The 25148-nt window shown below is 49.7% G+C and carries 24 protein-coding genes and 1 tRNA gene; 11 read left to right on the plus strand and 14 right to left on the minus strand.

Features of this window, described 5'->3' with window-relative positions; all coding sequences use genetic code 11:
• Positions 1-178: 178 nt before the first annotated feature.
• The 3 genes from OXG10_01190 (at position 179) to OXG10_01200 (ending at position 4050) form a co-directional block, all read left to right on the plus strand.
• Positions 179-1480 carry a homoserine dehydrogenase gene (locus tag OXG10_01190; protein ID MCY3825985.1) on the plus strand — a complete coding sequence of 434 codons (1302 nt, stop codon included), beginning with the start codon at positions 179-181 and terminating at the stop codon, positions 1478-1480.
• Positions 1477-2571 (plus strand): ATP-binding protein, encoded by a 1095-nt coding sequence (locus OXG10_01195; GenBank protein ID MCY3825986.1) that lies wholly within the window; start codon positions 1477-1479, stop codon positions 2569-2571. The genes OXG10_01190 and OXG10_01195 overlap by 4 nt, the downstream gene beginning before the upstream one ends.
• A 63-nt stretch (positions 2572-2634) precedes the next feature.
• Entirely contained in the window at positions 2635-4050 is a 1416-nt protein-coding gene (locus tag OXG10_01200) for a sigma-54 dependent transcriptional regulator (protein MCY3825987.1), read from the plus strand.
• Positions 4051-4053: 3 nt separating this feature from the next.
• Here OXG10_01200 and rnc read toward each other — a convergent pair whose 3' ends face one another.
• Positions 4054-4710: a ribonuclease III gene (gene rnc / locus OXG10_01205; protein MCY3825988.1), complete on the minus strand. Its 657-nt coding sequence runs from the start codon at positions 4708-4710 to the stop codon at positions 4054-4056.
• Between the two features lie 345 nt (positions 4711-5055).
• Here rnc and OXG10_01210 point away from each other — a divergent pair, with 345 nt between their 5' ends.
• Both OXG10_01210 and glnA read left to right on the plus strand, forming a co-directional pair.
• Positions 5056-5394 carry a P-II family nitrogen regulator gene (locus OXG10_01210; protein ID MCY3825989.1) on the plus strand — a complete coding sequence of 113 codons (339 nt, stop codon included), beginning with the start codon at positions 5056-5058 and terminating at the stop codon, positions 5392-5394.
• A 62-nt stretch (positions 5395-5456) separates the two neighbouring features.
• A complete protein-coding gene (gene glnA, locus OXG10_01215) occupies positions 5457-6902 on the plus strand; it encodes a type I glutamate--ammonia ligase (GenBank protein ID MCY3825990.1) in 1446 nt (481 codons plus the stop codon).
• A 4-nt stretch (positions 6903-6906) separates the two neighbouring features.
• Here the strand turns inward: glnA and OXG10_01220 are convergent.
• The 11 genes from OXG10_01220 to OXG10_01270 form a co-directional block, all read right to left on the minus strand.
• Positions 6907-6991 (minus strand) — tRNA-Leu (locus tag OXG10_01220).
• 2 nt (positions 6992-6993) lie between these two features.
• Positions 6994-8085 carry a type II secretion system protein GspK gene (locus tag OXG10_01225; GenBank protein MCY3825991.1) on the minus strand — a complete coding sequence of 364 codons (1092 nt, stop codon included), beginning with the start codon at positions 8083-8085 and terminating at the stop codon, positions 6994-6996.
• Positions 8086-8760, minus strand: a complete 675-nt coding sequence (locus OXG10_01230; GenBank protein MCY3825992.1) for a prepilin-type N-terminal cleavage/methylation domain-containing protein — start codon at positions 8758-8760, stop codon at positions 8086-8088.
• Positions 8732-9106: a prepilin-type N-terminal cleavage/methylation domain-containing protein gene (locus OXG10_01235; protein MCY3825993.1), complete on the minus strand. Its 375-nt coding sequence runs from the start codon at positions 9104-9106 to the stop codon at positions 8732-8734. Before OXG10_01235 ends, OXG10_01230 begins: the two co-directional genes overlap by 29 nt.
• Before the next feature lie 12 nt (positions 9107-9118).
• Entirely contained in the window at positions 9119-9652 is a 534-nt protein-coding gene (locus OXG10_01240; protein MCY3825994.1) for a prepilin-type N-terminal cleavage/methylation domain-containing protein, read from the minus strand.
• Positions 9649-10068, minus strand: a complete 420-nt coding sequence (gene gspG, locus OXG10_01245) for a type II secretion system major pseudopilin GspG (protein MCY3825995.1) — start codon at positions 10066-10068, stop codon at positions 9649-9651. The genes OXG10_01240 and gspG overlap by 4 nt, the downstream gene beginning before the upstream one ends.
• A gap of 18 nt (positions 10069-10086) precedes the next feature.
• Positions 10087-11295 carry a type II secretion system inner membrane protein GspF gene (gene gspF, locus OXG10_01250; protein MCY3825996.1) on the minus strand — a complete coding sequence of 403 codons (1209 nt, stop codon included), beginning with the start codon at positions 11293-11295 and terminating at the stop codon, positions 10087-10089.
• A 31-nt stretch (positions 11296-11326) separates the two neighbouring features.
• Positions 11327-13009 carry a type II secretion system ATPase GspE gene (gene gspE, locus OXG10_01255; protein MCY3825997.1) on the minus strand — a complete coding sequence of 561 codons (1683 nt, stop codon included), beginning with the start codon at positions 13007-13009 and terminating at the stop codon, positions 11327-11329.
• 15 nt (positions 13010-13024) lie between these two features.
• Entirely contained in the window at positions 13025-15520 is a 2496-nt protein-coding gene (gene gspD / locus OXG10_01260; protein ID MCY3825998.1) for a type II secretion system secretin GspD, read from the minus strand.
• Positions 15521-15563: 43 nt separating this feature from the next.
• Positions 15564-16511, minus strand: a complete 948-nt coding sequence (locus OXG10_01265) for a PDZ domain-containing protein (GenBank protein ID MCY3825999.1) — start codon at positions 16509-16511, stop codon at positions 15564-15566.
• Between the two features lie 146 nt (positions 16512-16657).
• Positions 16658-17701, minus strand: a complete 1044-nt coding sequence (locus tag OXG10_01270; GenBank protein MCY3826000.1) for a BtrH N-terminal domain-containing protein — start codon at positions 17699-17701, stop codon at positions 16658-16660.
• Positions 17702-18073: 372 nt separating this feature from the next.
• Between OXG10_01270 and OXG10_01275 the strand changes: the two genes are divergently transcribed.
• Together OXG10_01275 and OXG10_01280 are read left to right on the plus strand one after the other, a co-directional pair.
• Positions 18074-19066, plus strand: coding sequence for a hypothetical protein (locus OXG10_01275; GenBank protein MCY3826001.1), 993 nt, complete (start codon positions 18074-18076; stop codon positions 19064-19066).
• 556 nt (positions 19067-19622) lie between these two features.
• Positions 19623-20564 carry a DUF1152 domain-containing protein gene (locus tag OXG10_01280; GenBank protein MCY3826002.1) on the plus strand — a complete coding sequence of 314 codons (942 nt, stop codon included), beginning with the start codon at positions 19623-19625 and terminating at the stop codon, positions 20562-20564.
• A gap of 73 nt (positions 20565-20637) precedes the next feature.
• Here the strand turns inward: OXG10_01280 and OXG10_01285 are convergent, their stop codons facing one another.
• The gene (locus tag OXG10_01285; GenBank protein MCY3826003.1) at positions 20638-20991 is read right to left on the minus strand and encodes a VOC family protein; all 354 of its coding nucleotides are present in this window, start codon (positions 20989-20991) and stop codon (positions 20638-20640) included.
• A gap of 66 nt (positions 20992-21057) precedes the next feature.
• Positions 21058-21456, minus strand: coding sequence for a DUF3568 family protein (locus OXG10_01290; GenBank protein ID MCY3826004.1), 399 nt, complete (start codon positions 21454-21456; stop codon positions 21058-21060).
• 78 nt (positions 21457-21534) lie between these two features.
• Here OXG10_01290 and OXG10_01295 point away from each other — a divergent pair, with 78 nt between their 5' ends.
• The 4 genes from OXG10_01295 (at position 21535) to OXG10_01310 (ending at position 25121) form a co-directional block, all read left to right on the plus strand.
• Positions 21535-22758 carry a dicarboxylate/amino acid:cation symporter gene (locus tag OXG10_01295; GenBank protein MCY3826005.1) on the plus strand — a complete coding sequence of 408 codons (1224 nt, stop codon included), beginning with the start codon at positions 21535-21537 and terminating at the stop codon, positions 22756-22758.
• Positions 22742-23206: a Holliday junction resolvase RuvX gene (ruvX, locus tag OXG10_01300; protein MCY3826006.1), complete on the plus strand. Its 465-nt coding sequence runs from the start codon at positions 22742-22744 to the stop codon at positions 23204-23206. Before OXG10_01295 ends, ruvX begins: the two co-directional genes overlap by 17 nt.
• A gap of 1 nt (position 23207) precedes the next feature.
• On the plus strand, positions 23208-23999 hold the full coding sequence (locus tag OXG10_01305; GenBank protein ID MCY3826007.1) for an alpha/beta fold hydrolase: 792 nt from the start codon (positions 23208-23210) through the stop codon (positions 23997-23999).
• A 78-nt stretch (positions 24000-24077) separates the two neighbouring features.
• The gene (locus tag OXG10_01310) at positions 24078-25121 is read left to right on the plus strand and encodes a hypothetical protein (protein MCY3826008.1); all 1044 of its coding nucleotides are present in this window, start codon (positions 24078-24080) and stop codon (positions 25119-25121) included.
• Positions 25122-25148: the final 27 nt, after the last annotated feature.

Genomic DNA, 25148 nt, shown 5'->3' on the forward strand with positions numbered 1-25148 from the left:
CATGAGTGCGATTCATGCGCTCTCCCGGACTGAGCTACGGCCCCACGAAAAACAGAAATACTAGTCTATTTCAGGAAACATGACTGTCAAACTCCATTGTCCCAGATAGCGGTTACTCTTTATTGCTAAGGGAATTATGTATAATTTTCCTACGCATTGACAAAAAGGAGATAGCAGGATGCATTCCGTTGAGGTAGGGCTTATAGGTGCCGGAACCATAGGTTGCGGAGTTTATAAAACAATAAGCGAAAACAAGGACATAATAGAGAAAAGAACCGGGATAAGGCTCAGAATCAAGAAAGTAGCCGATATCGACATAAAGAGAAAACGCCCGGTAAAAATCCCTAGGAAACTTTTTACCACCGATGCGCGCGGACTCATAGACGACGAGAGCATCTCGATAATAATCGAACTTATCGGCGGAACGACGGCAGCGCGCGAACTGGTCTTGGCCGCGATACGAAACGGAAAAAACGTCGTAACCGCAAACAAGGCCCTTCTGGCCCACCACGGAGGTGAAATATTCAGGGAAGCGGCCGCAAACGGGGTTCACGTGGCGTTTGAAGCAAGCGTCGGAGGAGGAATACCCATAATCAAGGCGGCACATGAGAGCTATGTGGCAAACAACATTCTCTCCATACACGGAATAATGAACGGGACGTGTAACTACATACTCCACAACATGTCGGAGCAGAAAAAAGGGTTTGACGAAATGCTGCAGCGCGCCCAGAAAGAGGGATACGCAGAAGCCGACCCCTCGTTTGACATAGACGGCATTGACGCCGCGCACAAGCTGTCGATTCTGATAATGCTTGCCTACGGATTCTTTCCGAAATTCGAGAACATATACGTCGAGGGAATAAGAAACATCTCTTCAATCGATATAAGCTTCACCGAGCAGCTCGGCTACAAGATCAAACTGCTTGCCATAGCCAAGTCAACCGATTCGGGCATACAGGCTGGAGTTTATCCGGCCCTTATAAGAAAAAACACTCAGCTTGCCGATGTAAAAGACGCATTTAACGCAATCCATATCGTGGGAGACAAGGTAGGTCCGACAATGTTATATGGAATGGGAGCCGGGATGCTCCCGACGGCAAGCGCCGTTGTGGGCGATCTGGTTTCAATCGCAAAAACCGCCCAAAACGGTTCGCAGCCCGCCCCTCCCATGCTTTACGCGGAAGACGCAGGACGCAGGGCTCTTGTCAGCACCGACGGTCTTACGGGCCGCTACTACCTTAGATTTCAAGTCGAGGACAAGCCCGGCACGCTCGGGAAAATAACCACGATTCTCGGGAAGTGCGGAATAAGCATAGAGTCCATAATTCAGCAGACAAGGGAAACAAACGGCGGGGAGGTTCCCATCATAATAATGACCCACGAGTCGGGGGAGAAAAGTCTCAGGAAAGCTCTTGACAGGATAAGGAAATCCATGACATCTGTAGCCGACGCGATTTTCATAAGGATCGAAGAAATATGAGAGAACCAGCCGTAGCGAGAAAAATGCTTACGGACATAGAACCGCAGGAACATGCGACGTTCTACAAGGATCTTCTGGATTCACTTCCCGAGGGAGTGATAGTAGCTGACAAGGACCTTAATATAATTTCCGTTAACGAGCCGTCTGAGACCATACTCAATATCTCAAGGCGAAAGACAATCGGAAATCATATATCAAAGTTTCTGCCGGAAGAAATAACCAACCTCTGCTCAAGGGCGGTAAAAGAAGAAAGAGTCGTGCAAGAAAATGACCTGCTTTTCCGCATATCCCGCAACTCTTCGATCAACGTGGAATGCACTGTATCTCCGATACACGGAAGCGACGGCGGGATGAATGGACTTGTGGTCCAGATAAGAAACACTGAAAAAATGAACATGATGTCCATCATCAGCAGGAACTGCAGCCTCGAAGAAAATTACGAAACCCTTGTAAGGGGGCTCGCGCACGAAATAAGAAATCCCCTGAGCGGCATAAAGGGGGCTGCACAACTTCTAAACGGCACGCTGTCAAAAACGGAGAAAAACCGGTGTTCGAAGATAATAATAAAGGAAACGGAAAGACTGAGAGACTTGGTTGACAGACTCGTGAAACCGTCATCGGTATCAACGCAGCATCTGATGTCGGTAGATATAAATGAAATTCTGATTGACATAATATTTCTCGAATCGAATCTTCATAAAAACATAGAATTCAAGCACAAGCTCGACATTACCATTCCTCCCGTACCAGGAGACTACAACTCCCTGAAACAGGTGTTCATAAACATTATCCAAAACGCGGTGAGTTCGATAAAGAACAAAGGGCAGATAACGGTCAGCACCAAATGGGTCACGGATTACAAGATACGCAATAAACACACGGTCCTGATATCGGTAAAAGACAACGGAACGGGAATACAGAAGAAGGACCTGAAAAAAATATTCACCCCGTTTTTCTCGAGCAAAAGGAAAGGAACAGGGCTTGGTCTTTTCATATCGAGCCAAGTAATAGCCAAATACGGAGGAATGATTACCGCGGAGAGTGAAGAAGGAACGGGCTCCGAATTCAAGATACAGCTCCCGGCAAGCTAGAAATTATCAGCTTTTTGGGAACAGACAACGCAATTGCGACTTGGCGGTTGGAGAAACCAGATCATGAAGAATCGCATCCTAATAGCCGACGACGAAGAGGACATCAGGTGGATACTCGAGACATCCCTTAAGAAATCGGGCTTTGAAGTCGAGTGTGCCGAAAACGGAAAGGACGCCGTCCGAAAAGCGTGCGAGGATCCATACTCCCTGATTCTTCTTGACATAAACATGCCGGATATGAACGGGTTTGAAGTTCTCAACCAGCTTAGAAACAGAGAAATCGACTCGCCCATAATATTCATTACCGCGCAGAATACCGTCAGCAATGCCATAGATTCAATACAGCTCGGGGCCTATGATTATCTGACCAAGCCGTTTGACCTCGAAGAGGTAAAACTCTTTGCCGAGCGGGCCATAAAAAACTACGAAGTCGAGAGAAAAATAAGGCTGTCTCAGGATTCCGAGGAAAATATTTCGTTCGAAGAAATAGTCGGCAGTTCACCCGACATGCTGAACGTATACAAGCTTATAGGTCGCACCGCCTCCAAAAACATCACCGTGCTGATAACAGGAGAAAGCGGCACCGGGAAAGAACTTATCGCAAGAGCCATCCATTATAACAGCCCGAGAAGAAAGAAAAGACTGGTATCCGTAAATATATCCGCGATCCCCAAGGAACTTATCGAAAGTGAACTGTTCGGATATGAAAAAGGGGCATTCACCGGCGCCACCACCTTGAAGAAAGGAAGATTTGAAGAAGCCGACGGCGGAACCCTTCACATAGACGAAATAGGGGAACTTTCAACCGACCTGCAGTCAAAGCTCCTAAGGGCCATCGAGGAAAAACAGATCTACAGGCTCGGCAGTGAAAAACCGGTCTCCGTTGACCCCAGAATAATCGCAAGCACAAATAAAAACCTAAGAGATGCTGTCACGGAAGGTTCTTTCAGAGAGGACCTGTTTTACAGACTAAACGTCATAAGCATAAATTTACCCCCTCTCAGGAAAAGAAAAGAGGATATAAAGGAACTGGTTCGACACTTTTTGAATAAATACTCCACTGAATTCGGCACCGAGAAAAAGGTGCTCTCCCCCGAAGCGGAGCAGTTGCTGATCAGCCACAGTTGGCCCGGAAACGTAAGAGAACTTGAAAACACTATAAAACGTCTTCTGGTTTTAACTCCCGACAGCATAGTAAGCGGTGAGGAGACAAAAGAAGCCATCGATTCGCAAACCGGCTACGGAGAGACGGAAACGACGGAGAGGAAAACCGAAGAGCTTGTTCGTACGATGGTAGAAAATTCGGACTTATCCCTGCAGAACATCCACGAACAAGTAATCGGAAAAGTTGAAAAACAGTTAATCAAAACCATTCTCGCAAAAACTGACGGAAACATGAAACAGGCGGCAGCAATACTGGGGATAAACAGAAACACCCTGTCAAAAAAGATAAATGACCTGGAAATAGAAAGGAGTTAAAACCTAATACCCAAGCTTCCTGAGCGCATCGCGCGCCGCGGACTGTTCAGACTGTCTCTTGCTTCTGCCCTTGCCCGTACCCGCCAGGTCGGAAGAAATTCTTACCTCCACTGTGAAAGTCCTTTCATGCGGGGGACCTTCTTCACTCAGAACCCTGTACTCGGGCGTCTTTCCGAAGACGCTCTGGGAAACTTCCTGAAGCTGCGTCTTGCTGTCATGGGGAAAATCGTCTTCCTCAACAGCGTCTTGAAACAGTCGAGACACAACCTCGAAAGTTTTCTCGTAGCCCGCATCAAGATACAGCGCTCCTATGAGTGCCTCAAAAGCATTTGCGTTGTTTGACTCCCTTTCCCTCCCCCCGGTGCTTTCTTCTCCCTTTCCAAGCCTTATCTGCTCTCCCAGTCCCAGCATCTCGGCGTATTTCGCGAAATTCACACCGCTTACCACCCGACTTCTGATCTTTGAGAGATCTCCCTCGGTGTATGAAGGGTATTTTTCGTAAAGCAGAACGCTAACCATGCATCCAAGCAGAGCATCTCCGAGGAACTCAAGTCTCTCGTTGCTGGGACATGAAAACTCGTTTGCATATGAACTGTGGGTAAGCGCCGTTTCAAGCAGAGAGGGATCTTCGAACTTATAGCCAAGTTTTCGGTGAGTCATTGTGAGAAAATATCATTAACCACATTCAAAATCAACATCGCCGCAGGAGTGATTAAATTTTAAGATGTTATGCACAATAAACGTGCATCGTCGGAAAAATCTGAAACAGCGCTCGCGGGAAAAAGAGATTTTTTTACGAACAGAAATATAAATCGAGTCGCCTTCGGATTCTGAAAATATTTAATTATAAGAATTAGTTATAAAACAAAAAACTTCCCCTTCGCAAAAGAAACAGTTATTCTATACCCCTATTTTAAGAACCAATTCACTTAGAAACAAAAGAAATGGTATATTTTTTGATACTTTATTGTAGTTGAATAATAAGCGTAGGAGGATTTTACCACCATGAAGAAGATAGAGGCCATTATCAAGCCGTTCAAACTGGAGGATGTAAAGGAGGCTCTCAGGGAGATAGGAATTCAGGGTCTGACAGTTGTCGAGGTAAAGGGGTTCGGCCGTCAGAAAGGTCATACGGAACTTTACAGGGGTGCAGAATACGTCATCGACTTCTTACCTAAGATAAAGCTGGAAATAGTGGTTTCCGACGATATGGTCTCCAAGGTAATCGAGACCATAAGGGAAAGCGCGAAAACCGGCAAGATAGGAGACGGAAAGATATTCCTGTTCCCGGCCGAAGACGTAATAAGAATTAGAACTGGAGAAAGGGGCGAGGATGCTATATAATTAGCGCTCGCACCAAAGAAACTTTTCTCTGGAAACAATTGCATTAAGGAGGATTATTAATCATGGCTACTAAGTCGGGTCAGCCCGCTTCTCCGAAGAAGCCGGCTGAAGTAATAAAATTCATAAAAGATTACGAGATCGAGTTTGTCGATCTCAGATTTCTTGATTTTATAGGAATGTGGCAGCACTTCACCATACCGGCGGAGGAAGTTGACAAGTCGTTTTTTGAAAACGGCCTTGGTTTTGACGGTTCAAGCATCAGGGGATGGCAGGCGATTAACACAAGCGATATGCTCATTATGCCGGATCCCACCACCTGCAAGGTCGATCCTTTCATGCAGGCCCAGACTCTCGTCATAATATGTAATATTGAGGATCCCATAACAAGGGAACCTTATACCAGAGACCCGAGAAACATAGCGAGAAAAGCTGTTTCCTTCATGCAGGGTACAAAGGTCGCAGACACCGCCTACTTCGGTCCGGAACTGGAATTCTTCATTCTTGACGATGTAAGATACGATCAGAGTCCACGTGGCGGTTACTACTTCATAGATTCGGAGGAAGGCATCTGGAATTCCGGGGCTGATGAGCAGCCGAACCTCGGTCACAAGCTCAGGCACAAGGAGGGCTATTTTCCAACGCCTCCTTCAGACAGCATGCATGACATACGTTCCGAAATGGTGAGCACGCTTCTAAGCCTTGGTATTTCTGTCGAAGCCCATCACCACGAGGTTGCGACATCGGGGCAGGCTGAAATCGATATGCGTTTCGCCCCGCTGGTCGACATGGGAGACAACATGAAATGGTACAAGTACGTGGTAAAGAACGTTGCCCGGGAACACGGGAAAACGGTCACTTTCATGCCAAAACCCGTCTTCGACGACAATGGCTCCGGAATGCATGTTCACCAGTCCCTGTGGAAAAACGGAAAGCCTCTTTTCGCAGGAAAAGGGTATGCGGGGCTTAGCAATCTCGCAATGCACTACGTGGGCGGGATCCTCAAACACGCAAGGGCTATATGCGCGTTCAGCAACCCGATAACAAACTCATACAGAAGACTTGTTCCTGGGTTCGAAGCTCCTGTGAACCTTGCCTATTCGGCGAGAAACAGAAGCGCCGCGGTAAGGATCCCCATGTATTCGCCGAACCCCAAGTCAAAAAGAATTGAGGTCCGGTTCCCTGACCCCTCGTGTAATGGTTATCTTACGTTTTCCGCTATGTTGATGGCTGGACTTGACGGAATCGAAAACAAGATCAAGCCGGGGGATCCGCTGGATAAGGATATCTATGCTCTGGGGCCCGAGGAGCTAGCGAGCGTTCCCTCCGTACCAGGTTCGCTTGAAGAGGCCGTCAAAGCCCTTGAAGATGACCACGAGTTTCTGCTCAAAGGAGGAGTCTTCACAGAGGACGTAATCGAGACATGGATTGACTACAAAACGGAAAACGAAATCAACCCGATCAGGTTGAGACCCGTACCGTATGAGTTCATGCTTTATTACGACGTATAAGCTCTGCCGAAGGGGGGAGTCGAACCCCCACGGGCGCAATGCCCACAGGATCCTGAATCCTGCGCGTCTGCCTATTCCGCCACTTCGGCTTTTATCTTTCTCTCCAAGACGCCACGGTCGGATACGAATTTTTCTTTTTCAGGTCTTTACGGATAACGGCCTGAACCTGCCTTGTAACGGGAATTTGCTCTCCCACTATACCCGTGGAAACAGCGGTGTAGACATCACTTTTCCCGCCCTTAAGAACCACTCCCGAAATGCCGGAGCTTATCTTTAGACTGGAATCCACTCCCTTTAAGATTTTCGTGGTCTCGCTGGCAGATATGACTCTCTTGATGCTCCTGCGAAGGATTATCTCGTCGGCCATCCTCCCGACTACGCTGTCTTTTATCTCCCGGGGATCGTTCTGCCTCTCGTTGACCGAGACCCCCGCAGCCTTAATGGTAGCCATTATCACCGTTTTTGAAGCGGTGCTGAAATTCACCTTCTTGTCTTTAGGATATACGGTGAGATAGTCTTTGACCTGGAAAAAGAAATCCTTATCCATCCCCTCAATCATCCTAATTTCCTCAACGCTGTCAAGCAGTCCGTCCTTGATATAATAAGGATTATCAAGTTTTGCGTAATAGTTCCCACCGGCTCCATCGGGATCCTGATCGTTTCCGCTACCCGGCGCCGCCCCGTCAAGCCAGTTCACCAGACTTGCCACGAAGAGATCGGCCTTGTCCGTCTCCACCCCGAGAAAGCGGAAAAGTTCATTTAGCTGCGTTCGGACCTGAAAATCCACCCGGCCCGATCTCTGATCCACAAGAGCATTGAGATTGACCTTCGATCTCTCGTCTACAACTTGAAGAGATATGTTTCCTTCTCCGATGGGAAAAGAGATAATGGAAAGCTTCCAGCCGTCGGAACCGTTTTCTGAGCTTATTGCCTGCCCAAGGATTCCCTGCAACAAGGGCAGGTCCTCCGGCGTTTTCTTCCTCAGCACCCCCCGCACAACTCTCACCCCTGATTTCGCAATATGTCTTGCCTGGACATCGCTTGAGCTGTTCGCGGAAATTTCGTAACTCACGCGGGTCGAGTATATGAAATCAATCACGATTGTGGAAAGTATTGCAATCGTTATGACAACGATAACAAGTACTATTCCTTTTTGCGCTGTTTTCGGATCTGCTCTGCGCATTCAGTCAGCCACCGGTATAGCAACAATCATGGAATAAGCCTCCTCCTGATCTCCTGCTCCCAAAAGAATGATCTGGACTTGAACCGCCTTTGGAAATCCTCGCATTTCTGACGAATTCCAATCCCACACCTCTTGCTCGTTAGCAGATGCCGGGGATCGTCCGGAAAGGAAATTCACCCTGAAACTCAGCACCCTTTCCGAAATTGGATATGCGGCTCCAGCCTCATCGTTTCCGATCCAGTAATTATCCTTCCTCATAAGGGCAAACATATCTTCGCGCTCGCCGCGGAGCGGAACCAGATAGTAGGAGATCTCGCTCTGGCCGGATTGGGTGGAATAATGGGTGGGGTCCTTCGCAAAAGAGGTGAATACTATTCTGCTGTTATCCCCTTCGAGCCTCCCGGTAAAGTAGCTATACGCGGAAGGAGAAGAAACCTCGGAATTGATGCTCCCTCTGGGAAAAGCGTTCACCAAGTCATGGCGCATCTTAAGCAGGATGGTATTCGCTTCCTGGATCAGTTCGTTTTCCGCCTCAACCCTGCGTTTGACTGTTATAAGCTGGGAAAAGGAACTGTAGAGCATCGTGAGCACGATGACCGTTATGGCGACGACGATAAGAATCTCTATAAGGGTGAAACCGCTTTTATCATCCCGAATCGACGAAGCTGATTTCATAGCTTTCCTCCCCGTCGTCCCAGGTTATAAGAACACTGATAATGGTCATTTTCGCTTCGAATTGGGTTAAGTTGTAAGGGGAGACTGTGAGATGCCACTCAAAGCCGGGATAATTTTCAAATTTCCCGCTCCTCTTCGAGTCCGCCGTGAGCCCCTCAGCGTCGATCCGTGAAGCTATGTCGTCGGCCAGACTTGTGGCTATCAGGTAGTTGGTAGACCTTGTGGCAAGATTCACATTGTGACCTACAATGCCGAGGATTGAAACCATCGCGAAGGCAAGCAATCCCACGGCAACCATGACTTCGAGCAATGTAAATCCGCAAACGCTGTTTTTCGAGGCCTTCATACAGTCCTCTCCCTACCGTTCCGCCAGGTTCTGAAACCGGCTGTTAAATTCGACGTACTCGTCAAAAATCTTAGTGGCCCCGGTGTAGGGGTTTGTGGAGAGCGTGAAAAAATTGTCCTCGCCAGTTCGCAGGTGAATAACCGCCGAGTCAACAATCCCCGTCGGCAGAAAAAGTATGAATGCGTCTCTTCCGGAACCAATCTTTCCCTGGGTTCTCTCCGTCTGTATATCGCTGAAAAAAACCCCGCTGGGAAGCTTTCTGAATCCAGATGCGGAATCCTCCTCCAGGCGGAACTGGTTTTCCTCAAGAAATTCTGCCCAGTATTCTCCGGTATCGATATCGAAAGAAAGTTTGTATATCCGTTTTTCAAAAATGGCTTTGCTGTAAATATGCCTTATCGTAGTGACAAGCCCTCTTGAAGCACTGCGAAGGCTCATGTCACCCGTTTTGAGAACTCTGGGCATGGCCACGGAGAAAAAAGCTCCGAGCAGAAAAACGACCACAATGAGTTCAATTAAGGTGAAGCCGGCGGATTTATTTCTCATCTGTCTCTGCTGGACAGATCATCGTCTGAATTCCCTATCCCATCCGGACCGTTAGACCTTATATAGTACAATCCGTCCTCGGTCTGGTCGGTCCCGAAATACACAAACTCGTTCCCCCAAGGATCAAGCGGAACGCTCGCGGATTCAAGATAACGTCTCCACCTCTTGGCCTCCCTGCCCACCGTTACCGGTTCGACCAGAACGCGTAGCCCCTGCTGGGTTTCAGGATAAAAACCGTTATCAAACTTAAACAGCTGGAGCGCCTGCTCAAACTGCTTGATCTGAATCATGGCCTGTTTTTCCTTTGCCCTCTCCCCCTGACCTATCACGTTCGTTCCCACTATGTAGGCAAGCCCCGCTATGATAAGCACGACCACCATAATTTCAATCAGAGTAAACCCCATCTGGGATCTCATTTTTCTCTACCTCCCTGTTCAGCTTATTACAGAAGTTAGATTCAACACAGGTAAAAGTATAGCAAAGACTATAAAACCCATCACGACGCCCATAATCAGTATCATTACCGGCTCAAGAAGGGAAGTCAGCGTGGCAAGCATGCCGTCGACCTCGGTATCATACATATCGGCCACTTTCGACAGCATGACTTCCATTTTACCCGCCTCCTCGCCCACAGACACCATTCTCACCATCAGGGGAGGGAAAATCCCGGTCTGCCCAAGGCAACCTCCGAACGCCGCTCCCTCCGCAACCTTGACCCGAACATCCCTTATATTGTCAACATAAAGACTGTTTCCCATAACCGATTCGCTCACCCTGATGGATTCAAGAAGAGGAATGCCGCTTGAAAGTAGCGTGGCAAGCGTTCTTGTGAAACGGGAAATCATCACTTTTGAAGACATTTTCCCGAACACTGGAATTCTCAGGGAAAACCTGTCGTAGACCTTCCTTCCGGAAGGAGTTTTTACGTACCTCTGTCCAAAAAACAATACGACGGCCAAGAAAATCAGCAGAAGGACAAAATTCTCCCTGAGAAAATCACTTGCACCTATAAGCATTACGGTAACAAACGGCAAAGCCTTGTTACTGGCCTCGAATATGTCGGCGACTTTGGGAATTACGAAAGTCATCATGAAAACCAGTACCCCGAGTCCGACGACAAACATTATCGCCGGATATATCATGGCCCCCCTGATCTTCGAAGTCAGTTCGAGCTGCTTTTCAAGGAAATCCGCAAGACGGTCGAGCACGACATCAAGAGTGCCGCTAGCCTCGCCGGCACGAACCATGCTCACGTAAAGATCAGAGAAAGCTCCTTTGTGCTCCTCAAGTGCGGCGTGAAGAGAACTGCCTTCACTCACCCGGCTTCGCACCTGAGAGAGAATTTCCTTGAGCTTCTGGTCATCAGTCTGCTCGTAGAGGGCCACAAGTGAGGTCTCAAGAGGAAGGCCTGATGAAATCAGGGTTGAGAACTGTCTTGTCATAACGGCAAGTTCCGAGATGCTCACCCTGTTCCACGGAAGGCTCACCGACGAGCGGCGAGATCCGCTCGCCTCCTTTATAGAGGAAAGATAGATGCCGCCTTTTCTGAGCCTGTCGCTTGCGATCTTGACCGATTCCGCGCTGATAACTCCCTTTACCGATTCGCCCTTGTCGTTGATGGCTTTATAGTTATAAACAGGCATTTGAAATACCGATGTTAAAGACAGCCGCGGTCTAGCTCTCCGCCAGATCCTCTTCCGTAACCCTGAGCACTTCGTCAATTGACGTTATGCCTTTTGCGACTTTGTCGGCACCGTCCATTCTAAGGGTAATGAGTCCGTTTCTCAGGGCTTTTTCCTTAAGCGTTGAAGAATCCGGGTGTGTAAGAACAGTGTTTTTGAGTTCATCATCGATAAGCAGTATCTCAAAAATCGCTATTCTTCCCGAAAATCCCGTCTCCATGCACTCTTGGCATCCCTTGGCTCTGTATATCTTTCCTTCCGGACAGGCCTCGCGAGCAAGTCCTATACGACCGAGCTCCTCATCAATCGGCACGTACAGCTCTCTGCACCGCGTGCAAAGAATCCTGACAAGCCTCTGAGCTATGACCGCCGAGAGGGTAGAAGCTATAAGAAAGGACTCCACTCCCATATCGGCAAGCCTAGTCACGGCGCTTACCGAGTCATTGGTATGCAGCGTGGAAAACACGAGATGCCCAGTGAGTGAAGCGTTCATGGAAATATCGGCAGTTTCCCTGTCCCTTATTTCCCCGACTAGTATAACGTCGGGGTCCTGCCTGAGTATTGAGCGAAGTCCGTTTGCGAACGTAAGATCGACCTTGGTGTTGACTTGGATCTGGTTAATTCCCTGTATCTGGTATTCAACCGGGTCTTCTATAGTGATTATTTTCTTGTCAGGGAGATTGATTCTCTGCAGGGCAGCATAGAGGCTTGTTGTCTTTCCGCTTCCCGTGGGTCCCGTAACGAGAATGATCCCGTGAGGACGTTTGATAAGGGATTCCACCGTCTCGAGCTTTTTTCCTTCAAGACCCAGCTGCTCGAAGCTCATCAGCACCGAAGACCTGTAAAGCAGCCTCATTACCACGCTCTCTCCCCATGAGGTGGGAACTGTCGAAACCCTTACGTCGATATCCCTTCCTCCGATCTTGAGCCTTATGCTTCCGTCCTGAGGCTTTCTTCTCTCGGCTATATCAAGTTCAGACATGATCTTCACACGCGAGATCACCGAAGACTGAACCGTCTTCGGAACTTTCGTCACGTCGTGCAGAATGCCGTCCTTTCTGAACCGTACCAGCACTTCTTTTTCGAAACACTCTATGTGAATATCGCTTGCGTGCTCCCTTACCGCCTGAAAAAGAAGCGTGTTTATGAATTTTATGATCGGAGCTTCATCTTCGGCCTCAATCAGATCCTGGGGCTCGGTAAACTCCATGTCGGAGAGTCCCGAACCTTCGTTTATATCCTCTGACACAACGTCTTTGCCCTGCTCGTAGACCCTGTTAATGCTGTCGGTCAGCACGCGCTCAAGGGTAATGTAAGTTTCAAGCGAGCAGTTAAAGCGGGAGCGGACCTCGTCAAGGGCATAGAGCTCCTGAGGCGGTGCGAATACGACTTTGAGCGTTCCGTTGTCTTTGCTTATAGGGAGTATTCTGAATCTCTTCGCGAAGCTGATCGGAAACTGTTTTATCAGTTCATAATCTATATCGTCTTCGGGAATCGATTCGACTTTTTCAACTCCGTAAAACTCGGAAAGAATATCTAGAGCCGGGGAGTCTTTGAGCAAGTCAGTTTTGAGCAGTATGTCTTCTGTGTTCCGACCGTTTTTCCCTTTAAGCTCTTCAATCCTCCCCATAACCTCGGGGTAACGCCTGCCTATTATTTCGTCAAGGGCCTTCATTTTCTAAGAACTTCCCTACTCAAGCGTATTCAGATCCCTTCTATGAAGCAAGGTCTTTCTTCTCTGGTAATCCATAAGCAACTGCTTCATATCACTTTCCGTTTCAACTATCCGTGGGGTAAGAAGTATCATCAGGTTAAGCTTCCTGTTCTGATTGCGCTTGAACCTGAACAGGTTTCCAATCAGCGGAATATCTCCGAGCAGAGGTGTTTTGTTGTGAAGCACCTCTTCTCTGTCCTGAACCAGCCCACCTATAACGAGGGTCTGCCCATTTTTGACTATAACCGACGAATCGGCACTTCTTGTTGTAGTCGCAATGCCGAACTGGGCGGTGTTAAGTCCCGCGGGCGCCTCTCGGGTAGAGGAAACCTCGGTCACTATGTCAAGGTTAAGGTATTCTCCTTCGCTTATCTGAGGGGTGATGCTGAGCCTTATTCCCACCGGCAATCTCTCGATCGTCTGAACTGTAACGCCGCTTGTTCCAACAGTGCTACCCATCGGAAACGGTATTACGTCAGCCACCACTATCTCGGCCGGTTCGTTGTCGGTTGTAATAATACTCGGGGTTGAAAGAACATTGACGTCGGTCACGGAACTCAGCGCCTGAAACACCGCGGAGAACGAAGGAAGAGACGGAAGCGGACCCGAACCGTCGGGGTCAACTTCCTCTCCCACCACTCCGAGAAAGAGCCCCGAGAGACTGCCTATGGAAGCAGTTGCAATTGTAGGATCAGCCGCAACCCCGAGAAGACTTGGGATGCCCGGCAGCTGCTGTCCGATAAAACCTAGGTTGTCGCCCTCGATTGTAACGCCGAGACCGAAATTGGTTCCCAGCGCATTAAGGTTATCAAGGCCCACCTCGAGTATGGCAGCTTCCACGAACACCTGCCTTCTCCTTACGTCAAGCTTATCCACTATCTGCTTGACCATTCTGTACTGCGTGAGAGAACCGATCACTATGATGGAATTTGTCGCCGGGTCCGAAGTTATCTTAAGCCCATCGCCCGAAGACACTATGACTGAAGAACCGGTCTGCTCGCTCCCTCCCCTCTGGATGTTCCCGCCCTGGGAACCTAAACCACCGACATTTCCGCTGCCGCCCACTTTCCCCTCTCCGAGACGACTTGAAGGCTGGCCGGTTCTGCCGGATTGCCGCGCCTGATCCCGGTAGGAAACTGAAGACACTGCGCCTCCTTTCCCCTCCGCGAACAGATTTCCCAGAACTTCGATTATCTGCTCAGCGTCGGCGTTTTTAACCGGTATAACGTAGACGTCCTGTTCGGCGTGCTCGCTCTCGATGTCCAAAACGGCGATCGTCTCCTTTATCAGGGAAAGATCCCTCGGGTCGGCAATCACTATTATGGAATTTGTCCTCTCGTCGTTTATCACCTTGAACCCCAGGAGTTCGGATCTTCCGGATATGAAGCCGTCATTCTTGCCCTTTGACGGCTTGGCCTTGGCACTTTTAGGATTGAAGATCTCAAGCAGCTTAAAAATAACGTTGGCCGAGCTTGTGTTATGCACTTTGATGAACTCTATTTTCTTCTCGTAATCAATATTCGCAATCACTTCGGCTATCTTGTTCACGTTCTGTTCATTATCAACCACCACTAGGGTATTTGACGGTTCGTGAGCCTTCATAAAACCATCCTTGCTAACCAGGGCCCGAAGGACGTTGGAAATTCCTTTGGCTTTTACGCTCTTAAGCTTTATCAGCTTCATCACGTATTTCTGGGAAGACTCCGCAGGGTCGAAATCCAGTATTAACGGTATGCTCTCTGACTTTATCCCCTTTTTGGGGACGACCTTGTTAACTCCCTCCGCGCTTATGACCGAATAGCCGTTCATATCAAGCAGTATCTCAAAAATTCTAAACGCATTCTCCCTCTCGAAACCGCCCTCGGGAGTTATGATCGTTATATTCTTGTCCCTGATTTTGTCACTTAAGAGATAGACCTCGGAGGTGATCTCGCTTATGGTCTTTACCATCTCATTAAGCGTCATGTTGGAGCGAAGGTTGACCATCCCCCCGTCCTCGGGAATTTCCTCACCCTCTTCACCGAGAGTCCCATCGCCCGAGACCGCAACTGTTTCCTCAGGCTTCTTCGTCTCCGGCTCGGGAGACCTCTCAACTTCGACTGCAATTTCTTCCTCCGCTAAATCGAGCGGCAGACCGGGGTCCTCGACCAGGCCTTCAAGAGTCTCGTTGCCAGAAACTTTCACCGCATCTTTTCCAAGGGGCCTCAAGTCTTGCTTGCCCGGGTCCTTCGCGGCCTCCTCGGCCAGCAACTCCGTGGCTTCCACGGCAATATCAGCGGGTTCCGCGGGTGAGCCCTCCCCGTTCGCTTTTTCAAGCCTTGTGCCCGGGGCGACAACAACCCTGGCCCTCGTGAGATCCGGAAGCGGCTCGGACTTCTCCGCGGGAGCCAGATGGGGACAGAGAACGGAAGCGGAAAAAACGAGAACCGCTGAGAGAAGCGGGAGAAAATTTTTATTCAGAAAGTATTTCATAACCTGTTTAACCTTAAAGAAACTGAATTTTTTCGTATTGGGCCTAGTAAACCGTGTAGCGGTTGCTCTTTCTTTTACCCTGTCTCGTAAAATTAACGGTAAACTCACTCTGGCCCCTCAAGTCGGTAAAAAGCGAAAGAGCGCTCTGCACGTCGTTTAAAGCAACTTCATTTATCTGGTGAACTATATCCCCGTTTCTAAGACCCATTTTATAAAACACGCTCCGGCTTTTCACTCCGAAGATCTTGATGCCGTCATCGCGCGGCACAATCTTAGCCTCGGTTATTAAACTGCTGGGTTCAGCGAGCAGCTCTTCAAACATCACTCTCTCTATCTGGTACAAGCCCTCGCTGACCTTGCTGACCCCTGAAGCCGACGACTTTTTTGACCTAACAGACGGTCTGTTCCTTGCTTGAGAACTCGCGGGGCTTTTCGCGAAAACGGATTCAAGCTCGTTTCCGCAGGTAATCAATTCGGGACCTTCCGCTCTTCGTATAGTCACTTCGCAGTCGTCTATTTTCACTACCTCCACTTTTTCGGATGTCACAAGATCAACCAACTGCCCTTCAGAATAACCCTTTATTCCGCTATTTTCCATATTCTTTATCACGGCGATGCTCTTGTTGGCTGCAGAATCAGCGCGGCTTTTGAGTATGAAAGTTCCAAGAAGTTCAAGCTTGAGGGAAGTTTTCGGGGTAATTTCCCCCTCGAAAACTTCCGAGGAATTGCCCGTTCCCATCTGCCCGGCATACCCGCCCGTTCCGAACAGATTTGTTCTCAGTATAGAGTCGTAGTGCTCCCTTGAACGATAGGGAATCTTAACCCGTCCGTACTTCTCCTTGTAGATGTGTTCTCCTGTCAGGCCTCCCTTGTCGGACTCTATCTTGTCGCGCAGGCCGTTGTTGATCGTGGCCGAAACCGAGTACGCAATGGCGACTATCAGCAAGACGTTTACGACCCAGACATACTTTCTCAAGACAAACAAAACCATAGTCAATTCCTTAAATTAATCCCATATAATTTAATAGGATGCCTTATTTTTTTCAACATTCCCATCGCCGCGGAGACATAGCTCAAGAAAAGCCCGCAATTCTGAATCGATACCCCGCGGCGATTTTTTAAATATCCGTGCAATGTTCACTCGCTCCGTTCTGTTTCCCCCGCCGGAGCGACGACAGGGAAGTTTTCAAGCACGGAACAAAAATACCGCTTTTCAAGATCATATACGTCAAAAGCAAGTTCCGAGGCCCGCTCGAATCCCTCTCCGCATGAAACGCTCTCGCTTATCTCCTTGAAAAGCATTCCCATGTCGTACCACTTCTGACCGATGCTGTTCATCTCGTCGGGAAGACCCGCCCCGTAAAAAGGGGAGAGCACCGGGGAGACCTCTTCCAGGAAATCCCTGTAAAACCACCTGAAAGCGGCGCCGCAGACCCCTCTTCTGCATATGACCTGGTAAGTAAACCTCGCGGTCCACTTCCAGTCGGCAAGGTCTCTCCAGCCGGGAAGATCCTCGGCCCACTTCCTTATAACCTCAACGCCTGAAGTTCCTCTCAGTGTGGTTCGGCCTTCAAGCATCATCTCGGCGTTTTTCCTTACGGCACCGAGAATCATCTCCTCAAGGTCGGCGCCACGTTCCATGGACTCCACTTCAACCCTGTTGTTTGAAAGAGGATACGGCCTGGCTTTTGAGCTTCTCGCTTTTGTCATATTCTCAAAAGAGACAGTCTGGAGCCCTTCAAACGAGTTGTCCGCTACGTAAAAGACGGATTCGGAATCATCGTATCCGCATACCGCAATTACGTGTCCGGGGAAATGGGTCCTGGAGTCAAAATACTCAAGGTAGCGTATATCGGCCTGTATCAGTACCGGAATGTCTCTCTGAATAAATTCCTTGAGTTCAGCAGAGGCCCGTTCGTTGTCATCCTCATACTTCCAGTCGGCTATGTCAAGGCCGAAGTTCCTGAGGAAGTTAATCTCCATAAGAGGACCGCGAGGCTGTATAATCCTGCCCGGGTTCATCCCGTCCTCACAGGAGTAATAAAAACCGAGCCCCGCTCCAAGCCCGAAACACATCTGCTCGGAAAAATCCTGTCCGTAGTAGATACAGATATCCCTGAGTGCCGCGGAACCGCAGTGCACTCCCTTTAAGTGTCTCCAGCCCTCTATTGTCTTTCTCATAAAATCGTAAGCGCAGGAAGTCTTATGCCTCTTTTACCAGCTACAGCATGTCCATCGGTAGCAGCAAAATGTGAAGACGGATATCGGCAATGCTTACAATTTTAGCTGTTTCCGTTCCTTAACTGAAATTTTATGTTCCATAAATGAAGTTATGGAACGGAATCAAGAAAAGTTTTTCTGGCATATATGAGGGATTTTGAAAATCAGAAGTTAATCGAATTAAGGAGGGCGGTTCGATTCCAAATGTTTTCATTGGAGTAAGACTTAGCATCTTTGAGCAGGTTTCCGTATCCCTCTTTAATTCATTAACGAAATTAGCGTGAAAGTGTTTTTAAGAGTTCAAAAGGAAATTTATTTAAGGAGGATTTACACATGAGATTACGTAATCTTTTTATGATTCTATTGTTATGCATGACAGTAGGAGTTTTTGGTGTGTCCTGCACCGGTGATGATGGAGCTCAGGGGCCACAGGGTGAGCAAGGGGAAAAGGGTGATCCCGGTGAAGTAACGGAAGGTGACCTACCGGAAGCGGTAGAAACCTATAGTTTTCTTGAAAGCTGGGGAGTTGCTGAGGGAGTTTCTTGCAGTAGCGATATACTGAGCACCGAAGCAGACCTCCCCGGACCTGATTTGGCAGATATTAGTGCTACCGGTCAGGGTAATCTTAGTAGGACCAATGACATAAATAATGGTGTTAGTGCTACGTGTGCTGACAGTATTTTCGGCAATATTGTAGCTATGCAGAAAGGTGGAATCAACTTAGATGATCCTGCTCCAGCAGGTAATCAAATTTATCTTTATAAAACCAGCCGGACAGAAAAATCTATAGTAGAGAAGGTGCCAACGGAGAAAACCGCTTTCTCTCTTGATATTCTAACCACCACCACAAAAGATATTGTCGGGGGTAAGGTTTATGCGAAGTTGGAAACTACTGGAGGGGATGAGGCCATTGAGCGTCAGCTTCTTCACTCCCAATGCACCAAAGGAACGGATCCTCCGGATATTGTAGGAGATTTCCGGGCCGTCAAGATAGTAACGGCAGCACAAGAGTTTGTTAACAGTATGCCATGTACTGCCGGTACTAACTGTACACCCGCGACAAAGACAACTACTAAATACAAGGTCTGTGTGAGGCTTGATGCTCATCCCGGTCAAGTTAAATGTCTTGTAGTGGATAAGGGTGTAACTCCTGATCCTACACCATCTGACGATAAAACCTTTATAGGTCTTTATGACGGTATGGATGTAAGTGATCAAGAAGTCGACATCACTGCCACTGTAAGTTCTGGTAATTTCTTTGGTGACACTGCTGCTGAAGTCGCAGGAGCCTATGCAGGTCTTTGTCATCTGTTCGGACTTGAATAATCGACTAAATCCCATAAACGAAAAAGCTCCTAGTGGATTGTTTCCATAGAGACATCATCCATCATCGAACTAGCTGCTTTATCTTTGGGTAAAATCCCTCGGTAGGTTCTTCCGTAACTTCAGACCTGCCGGGGGATTTTTTTATTTTGAAAACAAAATGTTTGGGAATAAACAGGATTGAGACCGTCTCTAAGGGGCAGTGAAATATCAAAAATCGAAAGACCAAAAAGCAGATTTAATGTTCCATAACTTCATTTATGGAACATTAAACTCTTCCGCTCCAAAACCCTTCCTTATAAAACTACCACAAAAGACTTCAATATGTCAAGAACTTTAAAAAACCCTGTAGGAAGAATTGTATGAACATTCTACTTCTCAGAGCTATTGTAATCCGGCTTGCAGAAAAAGCAAGTTGTGTGAGAAGAAAATAGGAACAGGAATGACTGCAACAGAGACAAAACGGTTTCATGCTGGAAGCATATTCTGGTAACCTTTCTCAAGTGCTATAGTTGCTTTTTAGTCCAAGACGCCGTGTCGCCTGGATCAGCTGGTCACCATGATTGAGAAAATCCTTAAAAATTCGAAAAAAGCTATTCTGCTCGGAATAGGAGGGGGAGGAGATATAGTCGGAACCCTTCCGACGGCCAACCTGCTCGAGATAAACGGAACGCAATGCGTTCTGGGGGGACTCAGCTGGGAGCGTTTCACAATAGACCCCGATCCGGGGCCAAGAAAACTTGAAGAATCGCGCAACGTGCGCGAGATAAATGACGTGGTCTGGAAATGCAACAAAGATTCCACGACCCGAGGCGGAGCAAGGTTTGCCGAAGCAGGCATGGCCGAAGTTCTGGGAGAGGAAACTCTTCTTGTCGATATAAGTTACGGTCCGGAGAAGGTTTTTGAGGGAATAACGGACGCCGCCGAAAAACTCGGCGCGGATCTGGTGGTGGGAATAGACGTCGGCGGAGACGTGCTCGGGTTCGGAGACGAAAAGGGACTCATGAGTCCGCTTGCCGACGCCGTAATGACCGCGGCGCTTTACAGACAGAGCTTCCGGATGCCCACCGTAATGGGAGTATTCGGCTTCGGAAGCGACGGAGAGCTCTCCAAGGAAGAGCTTGAGAGGTCATTCGGCATCATAGCGCGGAACAACGGAATTCTCGGCAGCTGGGGCATATCCGCAAACACACTGGAATTAATGGAAAAGGCGATAAGCGTAATACCCACCGAGGCGAGCAGAGGGCCAGTTGAATACGCAAGAGGAGCTTTCAGCCCCACTTCAATAAGAGGCGGCAGAAGAAAAGTCGAACTCGATATAAGTTCCACAGTGACTTTCTACGTAGATCCCCGGGTGGTTTACGAAAAGGTTTCAGGACCCGCGCAAGCGGTCTGCGGATGCAGAACGATAGGGGAGGCAAACGCAAAACTTAACGAAGCGGGAATCAGAACGGAACTTGATATTGAGATGGAACTTTACGAAAATCCCGGGAAAAACTGACGGCGCTTACGGCCAGCAGTTAAAACTGTACCGCCGACCCGATGGCTGCATTTTCACGGGTCATCGGCGCTTCCTACCGGTCGCTCCAGACCGCAAGTTCATTGCCGCTGGGATCCAGAAAATGAAACCGCCGTCCTCCGGGGAAGGAAAATATCGGCCTGCGGAGTTCGCCCCCGGCGGCGGTGACGCGCTTGAGTGTGGCTTCCAGATCTTCTGCGTAAAGCACCACCAAGGCAGCGCCCCGGCTGCTGTCTGACCGCAGCGGGGAGCGGTAGAAACCGCCGTCCATGCTGCCGTCATTAAAGGCGCAGTAGCGGTCGCCGTAGTCCTGGAAGGTCCAGCTGAACACGTCACCGTAAAACGCCTTGGCCTTGGTGAAGTCTTCGGCGGGCAACTCGATATAATTGATCCGGGAATCTTCTTTCATGATCGCACACCATCAGGCCTCAGACCCTTCCCTTAGGCGGGATGTCAGGGCAGTTGCTTCCGCTGTTCAATAGAGTTTTTCGTGAATAAGCTTGAGTATGCGCCTTGATTCTTCCTCATTTCCCCAGACGCCGACGCGGATAATCAGATCGGTTATCTCGGGCCTGTCGTACTTGACAGTCACATAGGCAATCTTGTCCTGGTCGCGAAGCTTGGCTTCGACAAGCGCCTTGCCCATATCGCTCTCTTTTCTGATTACCTCAAGTTCCTGCTGTTCCACGACCTCCACAACCGCGAACCAGACCCTGTCAAACGAGGCGGTCTCCTTGCTTTTAAGAACCCCTTTGAGGTAAGCGGCGGCACTTCCGCCCATCACGCTACCAGCCACAACCGCACAACCTGAAGAAAAAACAATCAAGAACAACAGAAGAAACAGGGTGCGATACTTTCTTTGCAGGAAATTCATCTTCACTCCGGGCAGTCTTTACAAGAAAAACCTGTATGATTAGTTAACCTAACTTAGGAAGAAAAAGAGTCAACATCCATGGGATCCTTCATATCAAAAAACAGACTGGTTCTGGGAATAATCGCGGGCGTTCTGCTGGGCGGCGCCGTGGGTTCGTTTTTCCCTGAATTCGGCGCGGGAACCCAGATTATCGGAGAGCTCTTCCTAAACGCCCTCAAGATGGTTGTGCTCCCCCTCATAATAGTGTCGATTACGCTGAGCATAATGAAAGTCGGCAACCTGGGTTCTCTCGGGCTTAAAACCATCGCCTACTATACGGTAACCACGGCGATAGCCGTTTCAATCGGAATAGCGGTGGTCACGATGGTGCAGCCCGGAGACGGAAGCGAGATACTCAAGGGAACGATGCCCGAGGTAGTAAAAAGCAAGGAGGGATTCAGGGTAACCGACATCCTGCGGCAGATATCGACTCCGAATCTTTTCAAGTCCGCATACGAATTCCAGATCCTTCCAATCATAATCGCGTCTCTTCTTTTCGGAATAGCGTTCGGCAGACTGAACAGGGAAAAGCAGTTGGTTCTGGACCTGTTTGAATCCATGGACAAAGCCATCATGAAGGTAGTCCACTGGATAATCGCGTTGACTCCGATAGGCATCTTCGGCCTCATAGCCGGAAAAATCGGAGAAGCGGGCGGCGGGGATGAAGTGCTGAGACTCGCAACGCAGCTGGGTAAGTACGTGTTCTGCGTTCTTCTGGGACTGCTTATCCACGGGTTCGTGGTTCTCCCGCTGCTTCTGCGGGCACTATCCGGGAGGAACCCGGTTACTTACTTCAAGAACCTGAGCGAAACGCTTCTCACGGCCTTTTCAACCGCCTCGTCCTCAGCCACCCTGCCCCTTACCATCACCAACGTAACGGAGAACGCCAGGGTTTCGCCGAAAATCTCGAAATTCGTTCTGCCCCTCGGAGCCACAGTCAACATGGACGGAACGGCTCTTTACGAGTCCGTCGCCGTAATATTCATCGCCCAGAGCTACGGAATACACCTCGGGGGAGGCGAACTCGTCGTGGTGTTTCTCACCGCCACCCTGGCGGCCATAGGAGCCGCGGGCATACCGGAAGCCGGTCTCGTAACCATGGTGCTTGTGCTGCAGGCCGTCGGGCTCCCCATAGAGGGCGTAGGCATAATACTCGCGATTGACTGGTTTCTGGACAGGTTCCGCACTACCATAAACGTATGGGGAGACAGCATAGGAGCGGCAGTCATAGAGAAACTGGAGCCCGATGAAAACACAGGCTGAAAAGCAAGACAGAACTCCGGGGAGAACAGTCTCGCTCGACATAGGAACCAAGACGATAGGGGTTGCCGTAAGCGACGAGCTTGGGATCACGGCAAACGGCGTCTGTACCATAAGTCGGGAAAACGAGAAAAAAGACCTCGCGCAGTTGCGGGATATAATAGAGCAATATTCTCCTAGCGAAATCCTCGTGGGGATACCCTGCAACCAGGACGGTTCTCTCGGGAACAGGGCGAAGGGCATCAGGAAATTCTCCGAACGCATTCGGGATTCTCTGGGCCTTTCGGTGAAATACTGGGACGAGAGCTTCTCCACCAGGACCGCGGAGCAGACACTGATAGAAGCAGGCATGGGAAGAAAGAAGCGAAAAACGGTAATAGACAAGATGGCCGCCACAGTAATACTGCAAGAGTATCTTCTGAGCAGGGATCAGGGCTCGGGAGAGACATGACATGCCATACGCAGAGACAAACGGAATAAATCTTTATTACAAAGAGTACGGAAAGGGGAATCCGCTCGTGCTCATCCACGGTCTCGGGAGCAGTCTTGAGAGCTGGGATGTGCAGGTTCCCATCTACTCGGAACATTTCCGCGTGATAGCGTTTGATAACAGGGGCTCGGGCCGCTCCGAGAAACCCGATTATCCCTACACAATGGAGCAGATGGCGGATGACGCCGCGGGGCTCCTCGACTTTCTCGGGATAGAGAAAGCCCACTTCGTCGGAAAATCAATGGGCGGAATGATATGCCAGTGGCTGGGCATAAAATACCCCGAGAGGGTAAACAGGCTCGTTATGGGATGCTCCTCCGCGCACAGGGACGAGGTCGGAAATCTGCTCATCAGAACCGCGAGGGACATAGTGGACAAGGCGGGACCCGGGGCGGGGTGGGTCTTTGCGCTTTTTCTCGGATACAGAAGGAAATACATAGAAGAGAACTACGACTCCCTGATAAGCAGAATCCGGGAAGTTCCCGCTGACCCCGAGGCCGCCGCCGGATACAGAAACCAGAGCTACGCGTGCGAGAACCACGACGTACTGGCCCGACTCGGTAAGATCTCCGCGGAAACCCTGGTTATGTACGGGGAGCGGGACATAGTCACGCCTCCCGAGAGATCGAAAAAGCTCGTTGAACTTATACCGAACGCGGTTGAGAGGGCGTTTGCGGACGTCGGCCACGGATTCTGGAGAGAGTGCCAGGCAGAGGCGGACAAGGCCGTGCTTGATTTTCTCGCAGAAGACTGAACTGCCCCGTGCCTGCTCTCCTTTCCGCTCGGATGGAGATGCGCTGCCGCAGGCTGTTTCCGGCCTGTTTCGGAGAAAATGAAAAGGCTCAAGAACCTGAGAGAAAAACCAAGGAGATTCTTTCTGAGTGCGGGAAAGTACGCCGGCTTCGGGGCCGTGCTGCTGCTGATCGCGTGGTTCCTGCCGCTTTCTCCATCCTCAGACCAGCAAGCTTCCCGGGATGACCCTGTCTGCGCCGACAACCGTGCGCCCAGACTATCAGGAGCTGGCGCGCTGGCCAAACGCCTTCGGAATACAAACCTTCTAAACGGTAACGAGATATACGACCGGCTAAGTCTCGAGAGCGGCGACACAGAAACCGGACAAGCCGATGCTTCACCCTCAAGAGGCGCTGGCGGCTTTGTGACGTCCAGTCCGTTCGATCCCCGGTACCGTGAATCCTACTCCGACATTGCGGAACTGCGCTACTCCCTGCCCGCAAACGCGAGGAGCTACGAGCTCGACGAGACCAAGGCGACGTTTCTGTTCTACGGTCAGGAGCCAGTGCTGCGGTGGCACTCGTCACTGGGCTCGAATACCGAGGTGTGTGCCGTCCGGTTCGTGGACACAGACCGCACAGACTACCGGCTGCGCACGTTTCCCGACCAGAAAAGCGCGCTTGCGGAAGGCCATGTCGTCACACACCGCTACCACTGCGGAACATGCTCCTCCCTGCGGGATCTCGCGGTCTACCTGGCGAAACCGGATCTGACGAAACCGGCGAGAACATGCGGGAGGAAGCTTACGGCAGACGGCATCAAGAAGTGTTTCATGGAAAAAGTCGGCTTTGCGGAAATGTGCGCAGAGACCTGGACATACAACGTACTGCACACCAAGCGCCGGTGCATGAAGACCTGCGTTGAGCACTACGGGTTCTGGAACGTGCTGACAAACAAGATGAACGACGCGCATGCAGACGAGCGGGGGAACCTGAACCCGTGCCTGGCCTGTGACGAGCACGCTTCCGGCCCGGGGTTCCAGTACGCAGCGGGACGAACGCGGAGAAATTCCGGCCTGGTGTCAGCTATCTGCCGGCAGGCAGGGGAAATCTACCCGGTCGAGCATCGGCTTTACTTTGAGTAGCAGATGCCGGACCGCAACGCGCCCGTG

The organism is Candidatus Dadabacteria bacterium (assembly GCA_026706695.1).
Classification (GTDB): domain Bacteria; phylum Desulfobacterota_D; class UBA1144; order Nemesobacterales; family Nemesobacteraceae; genus Nemesobacter.

Coding starts and splice junctions, on each gene's coding strand:
- OXG10_01295 (MCY3826005.1), top strand. CDS start 21,535: ATGGGATCCTTCATATCAAAAAACAGACTGGTTCTGGGAATAATCGCG.
- OXG10_01240 (MCY3825994.1), bottom strand. CDS start 9,652: ATGAGAAATAAATCCGCCGGCTTCACCTTAATTGAACTCATTGTGGTC.
- OXG10_01305 (MCY3826007.1), top strand. CDS start 23,208: ATGCCATACGCAGAGACAAACGGAATAAATCTTTATTACAAAGAGTAC.
- OXG10_01210 (MCY3825989.1), top strand. CDS start 5,056: ATGAAGAAGATAGAGGCCATTATCAAGCCGTTCAAACTGGAGGATGTA.
- OXG10_01225 (MCY3825991.1), bottom strand. CDS start 8,085: ATGCGCAGAGCAGATCCGAAAACAGCGCAAAAAGGAATAGTACTTGTT.
- OXG10_01280 (MCY3826002.1), top strand. CDS start 19,623: ATGATTGAGAAAATCCTTAAAAATTCGAAAAAAGCTATTCTGCTCGGA.
- rnc (MCY3825988.1), bottom strand. CDS start 4,710: ATGACTCACCGAAAACTTGGCTATAAGTTCGAAGATCCCTCTCTGCTT.
- OXG10_01310 (MCY3826008.1), top strand. CDS start 24,078: ATGAAAAGGCTCAAGAACCTGAGAGAAAAACCAAGGAGATTCTTTCTG.
- glnA (MCY3825990.1), top strand. CDS start 5,457: ATGGCTACTAAGTCGGGTCAGCCCGCTTCTCCGAAGAAGCCGGCTGAA.
- gspD (MCY3825998.1), bottom strand. CDS start 15,520: ATGAAATACTTTCTGAATAAAAATTTTCTCCCGCTTCTCTCAGCGGTT.
- ruvX (MCY3826006.1), top strand. CDS start 22,742: ATGAAAACACAGGCTGAAAAGCAAGACAGAACTCCGGGGAGAACAGTC.
- OXG10_01235 (MCY3825993.1), bottom strand. CDS start 9,106: ATGAAGGCCTCGAAAAACAGCGTTTGCGGATTTACATTGCTCGAAGTC.
- gspG (MCY3825995.1), bottom strand. CDS start 10,068: ATGAGATCCCAGATGGGGTTTACTCTGATTGAAATTATGGTGGTCGTG.
- gspE (MCY3825997.1), bottom strand. CDS start 13,009: ATGAAGGCCCTTGACGAAATAATAGGCAGGCGTTACCCCGAGGTTATG.
- OXG10_01265 (MCY3825999.1), bottom strand. CDS start 16,511: ATGGTTTTGTTTGTCTTGAGAAAGTATGTCTGGGTCGTAAACGTCTTG.
- OXG10_01190 (MCY3825985.1), top strand. CDS start 179: ATGCATTCCGTTGAGGTAGGGCTTATAGGTGCCGGAACCATAGGTTGC.
- OXG10_01285 (MCY3826003.1), bottom strand. CDS start 20,991: ATGAAAGAAGATTCCCGGATCAATTATATCGAGTTGCCCGCCGAAGAC.
- OXG10_01275 (MCY3826001.1), top strand. CDS start 18,074: ATGAGATTACGTAATCTTTTTATGATTCTATTGTTATGCATGACAGTA.
- gspF (MCY3825996.1), bottom strand. CDS start 11,295: ATGCCTGTTTATAACTATAAAGCCATCAACGACAAGGGCGAATCGGTA.
- OXG10_01270 (MCY3826000.1), bottom strand. CDS start 17,701: ATGAGAAAGACAATAGAGGGCTGGAGACACTTAAAGGGAGTGCACTGC.
- OXG10_01200 (MCY3825987.1), top strand. CDS start 2,635: ATGAAGAATCGCATCCTAATAGCCGACGACGAAGAGGACATCAGGTGG.
- OXG10_01195 (MCY3825986.1), top strand. CDS start 1,477: ATGAGAGAACCAGCCGTAGCGAGAAAAATGCTTACGGACATAGAACCG.
- OXG10_01230 (MCY3825992.1), bottom strand. CDS start 8,760: ATGAAATCAGCTTCGTCGATTCGGGATGATAAAAGCGGTTTCACCCTT.
- OXG10_01290 (MCY3826004.1), bottom strand. CDS start 21,456: ATGAATTTCCTGCAAAGAAAGTATCGCACCCTGTTTCTTCTGTTGTTC.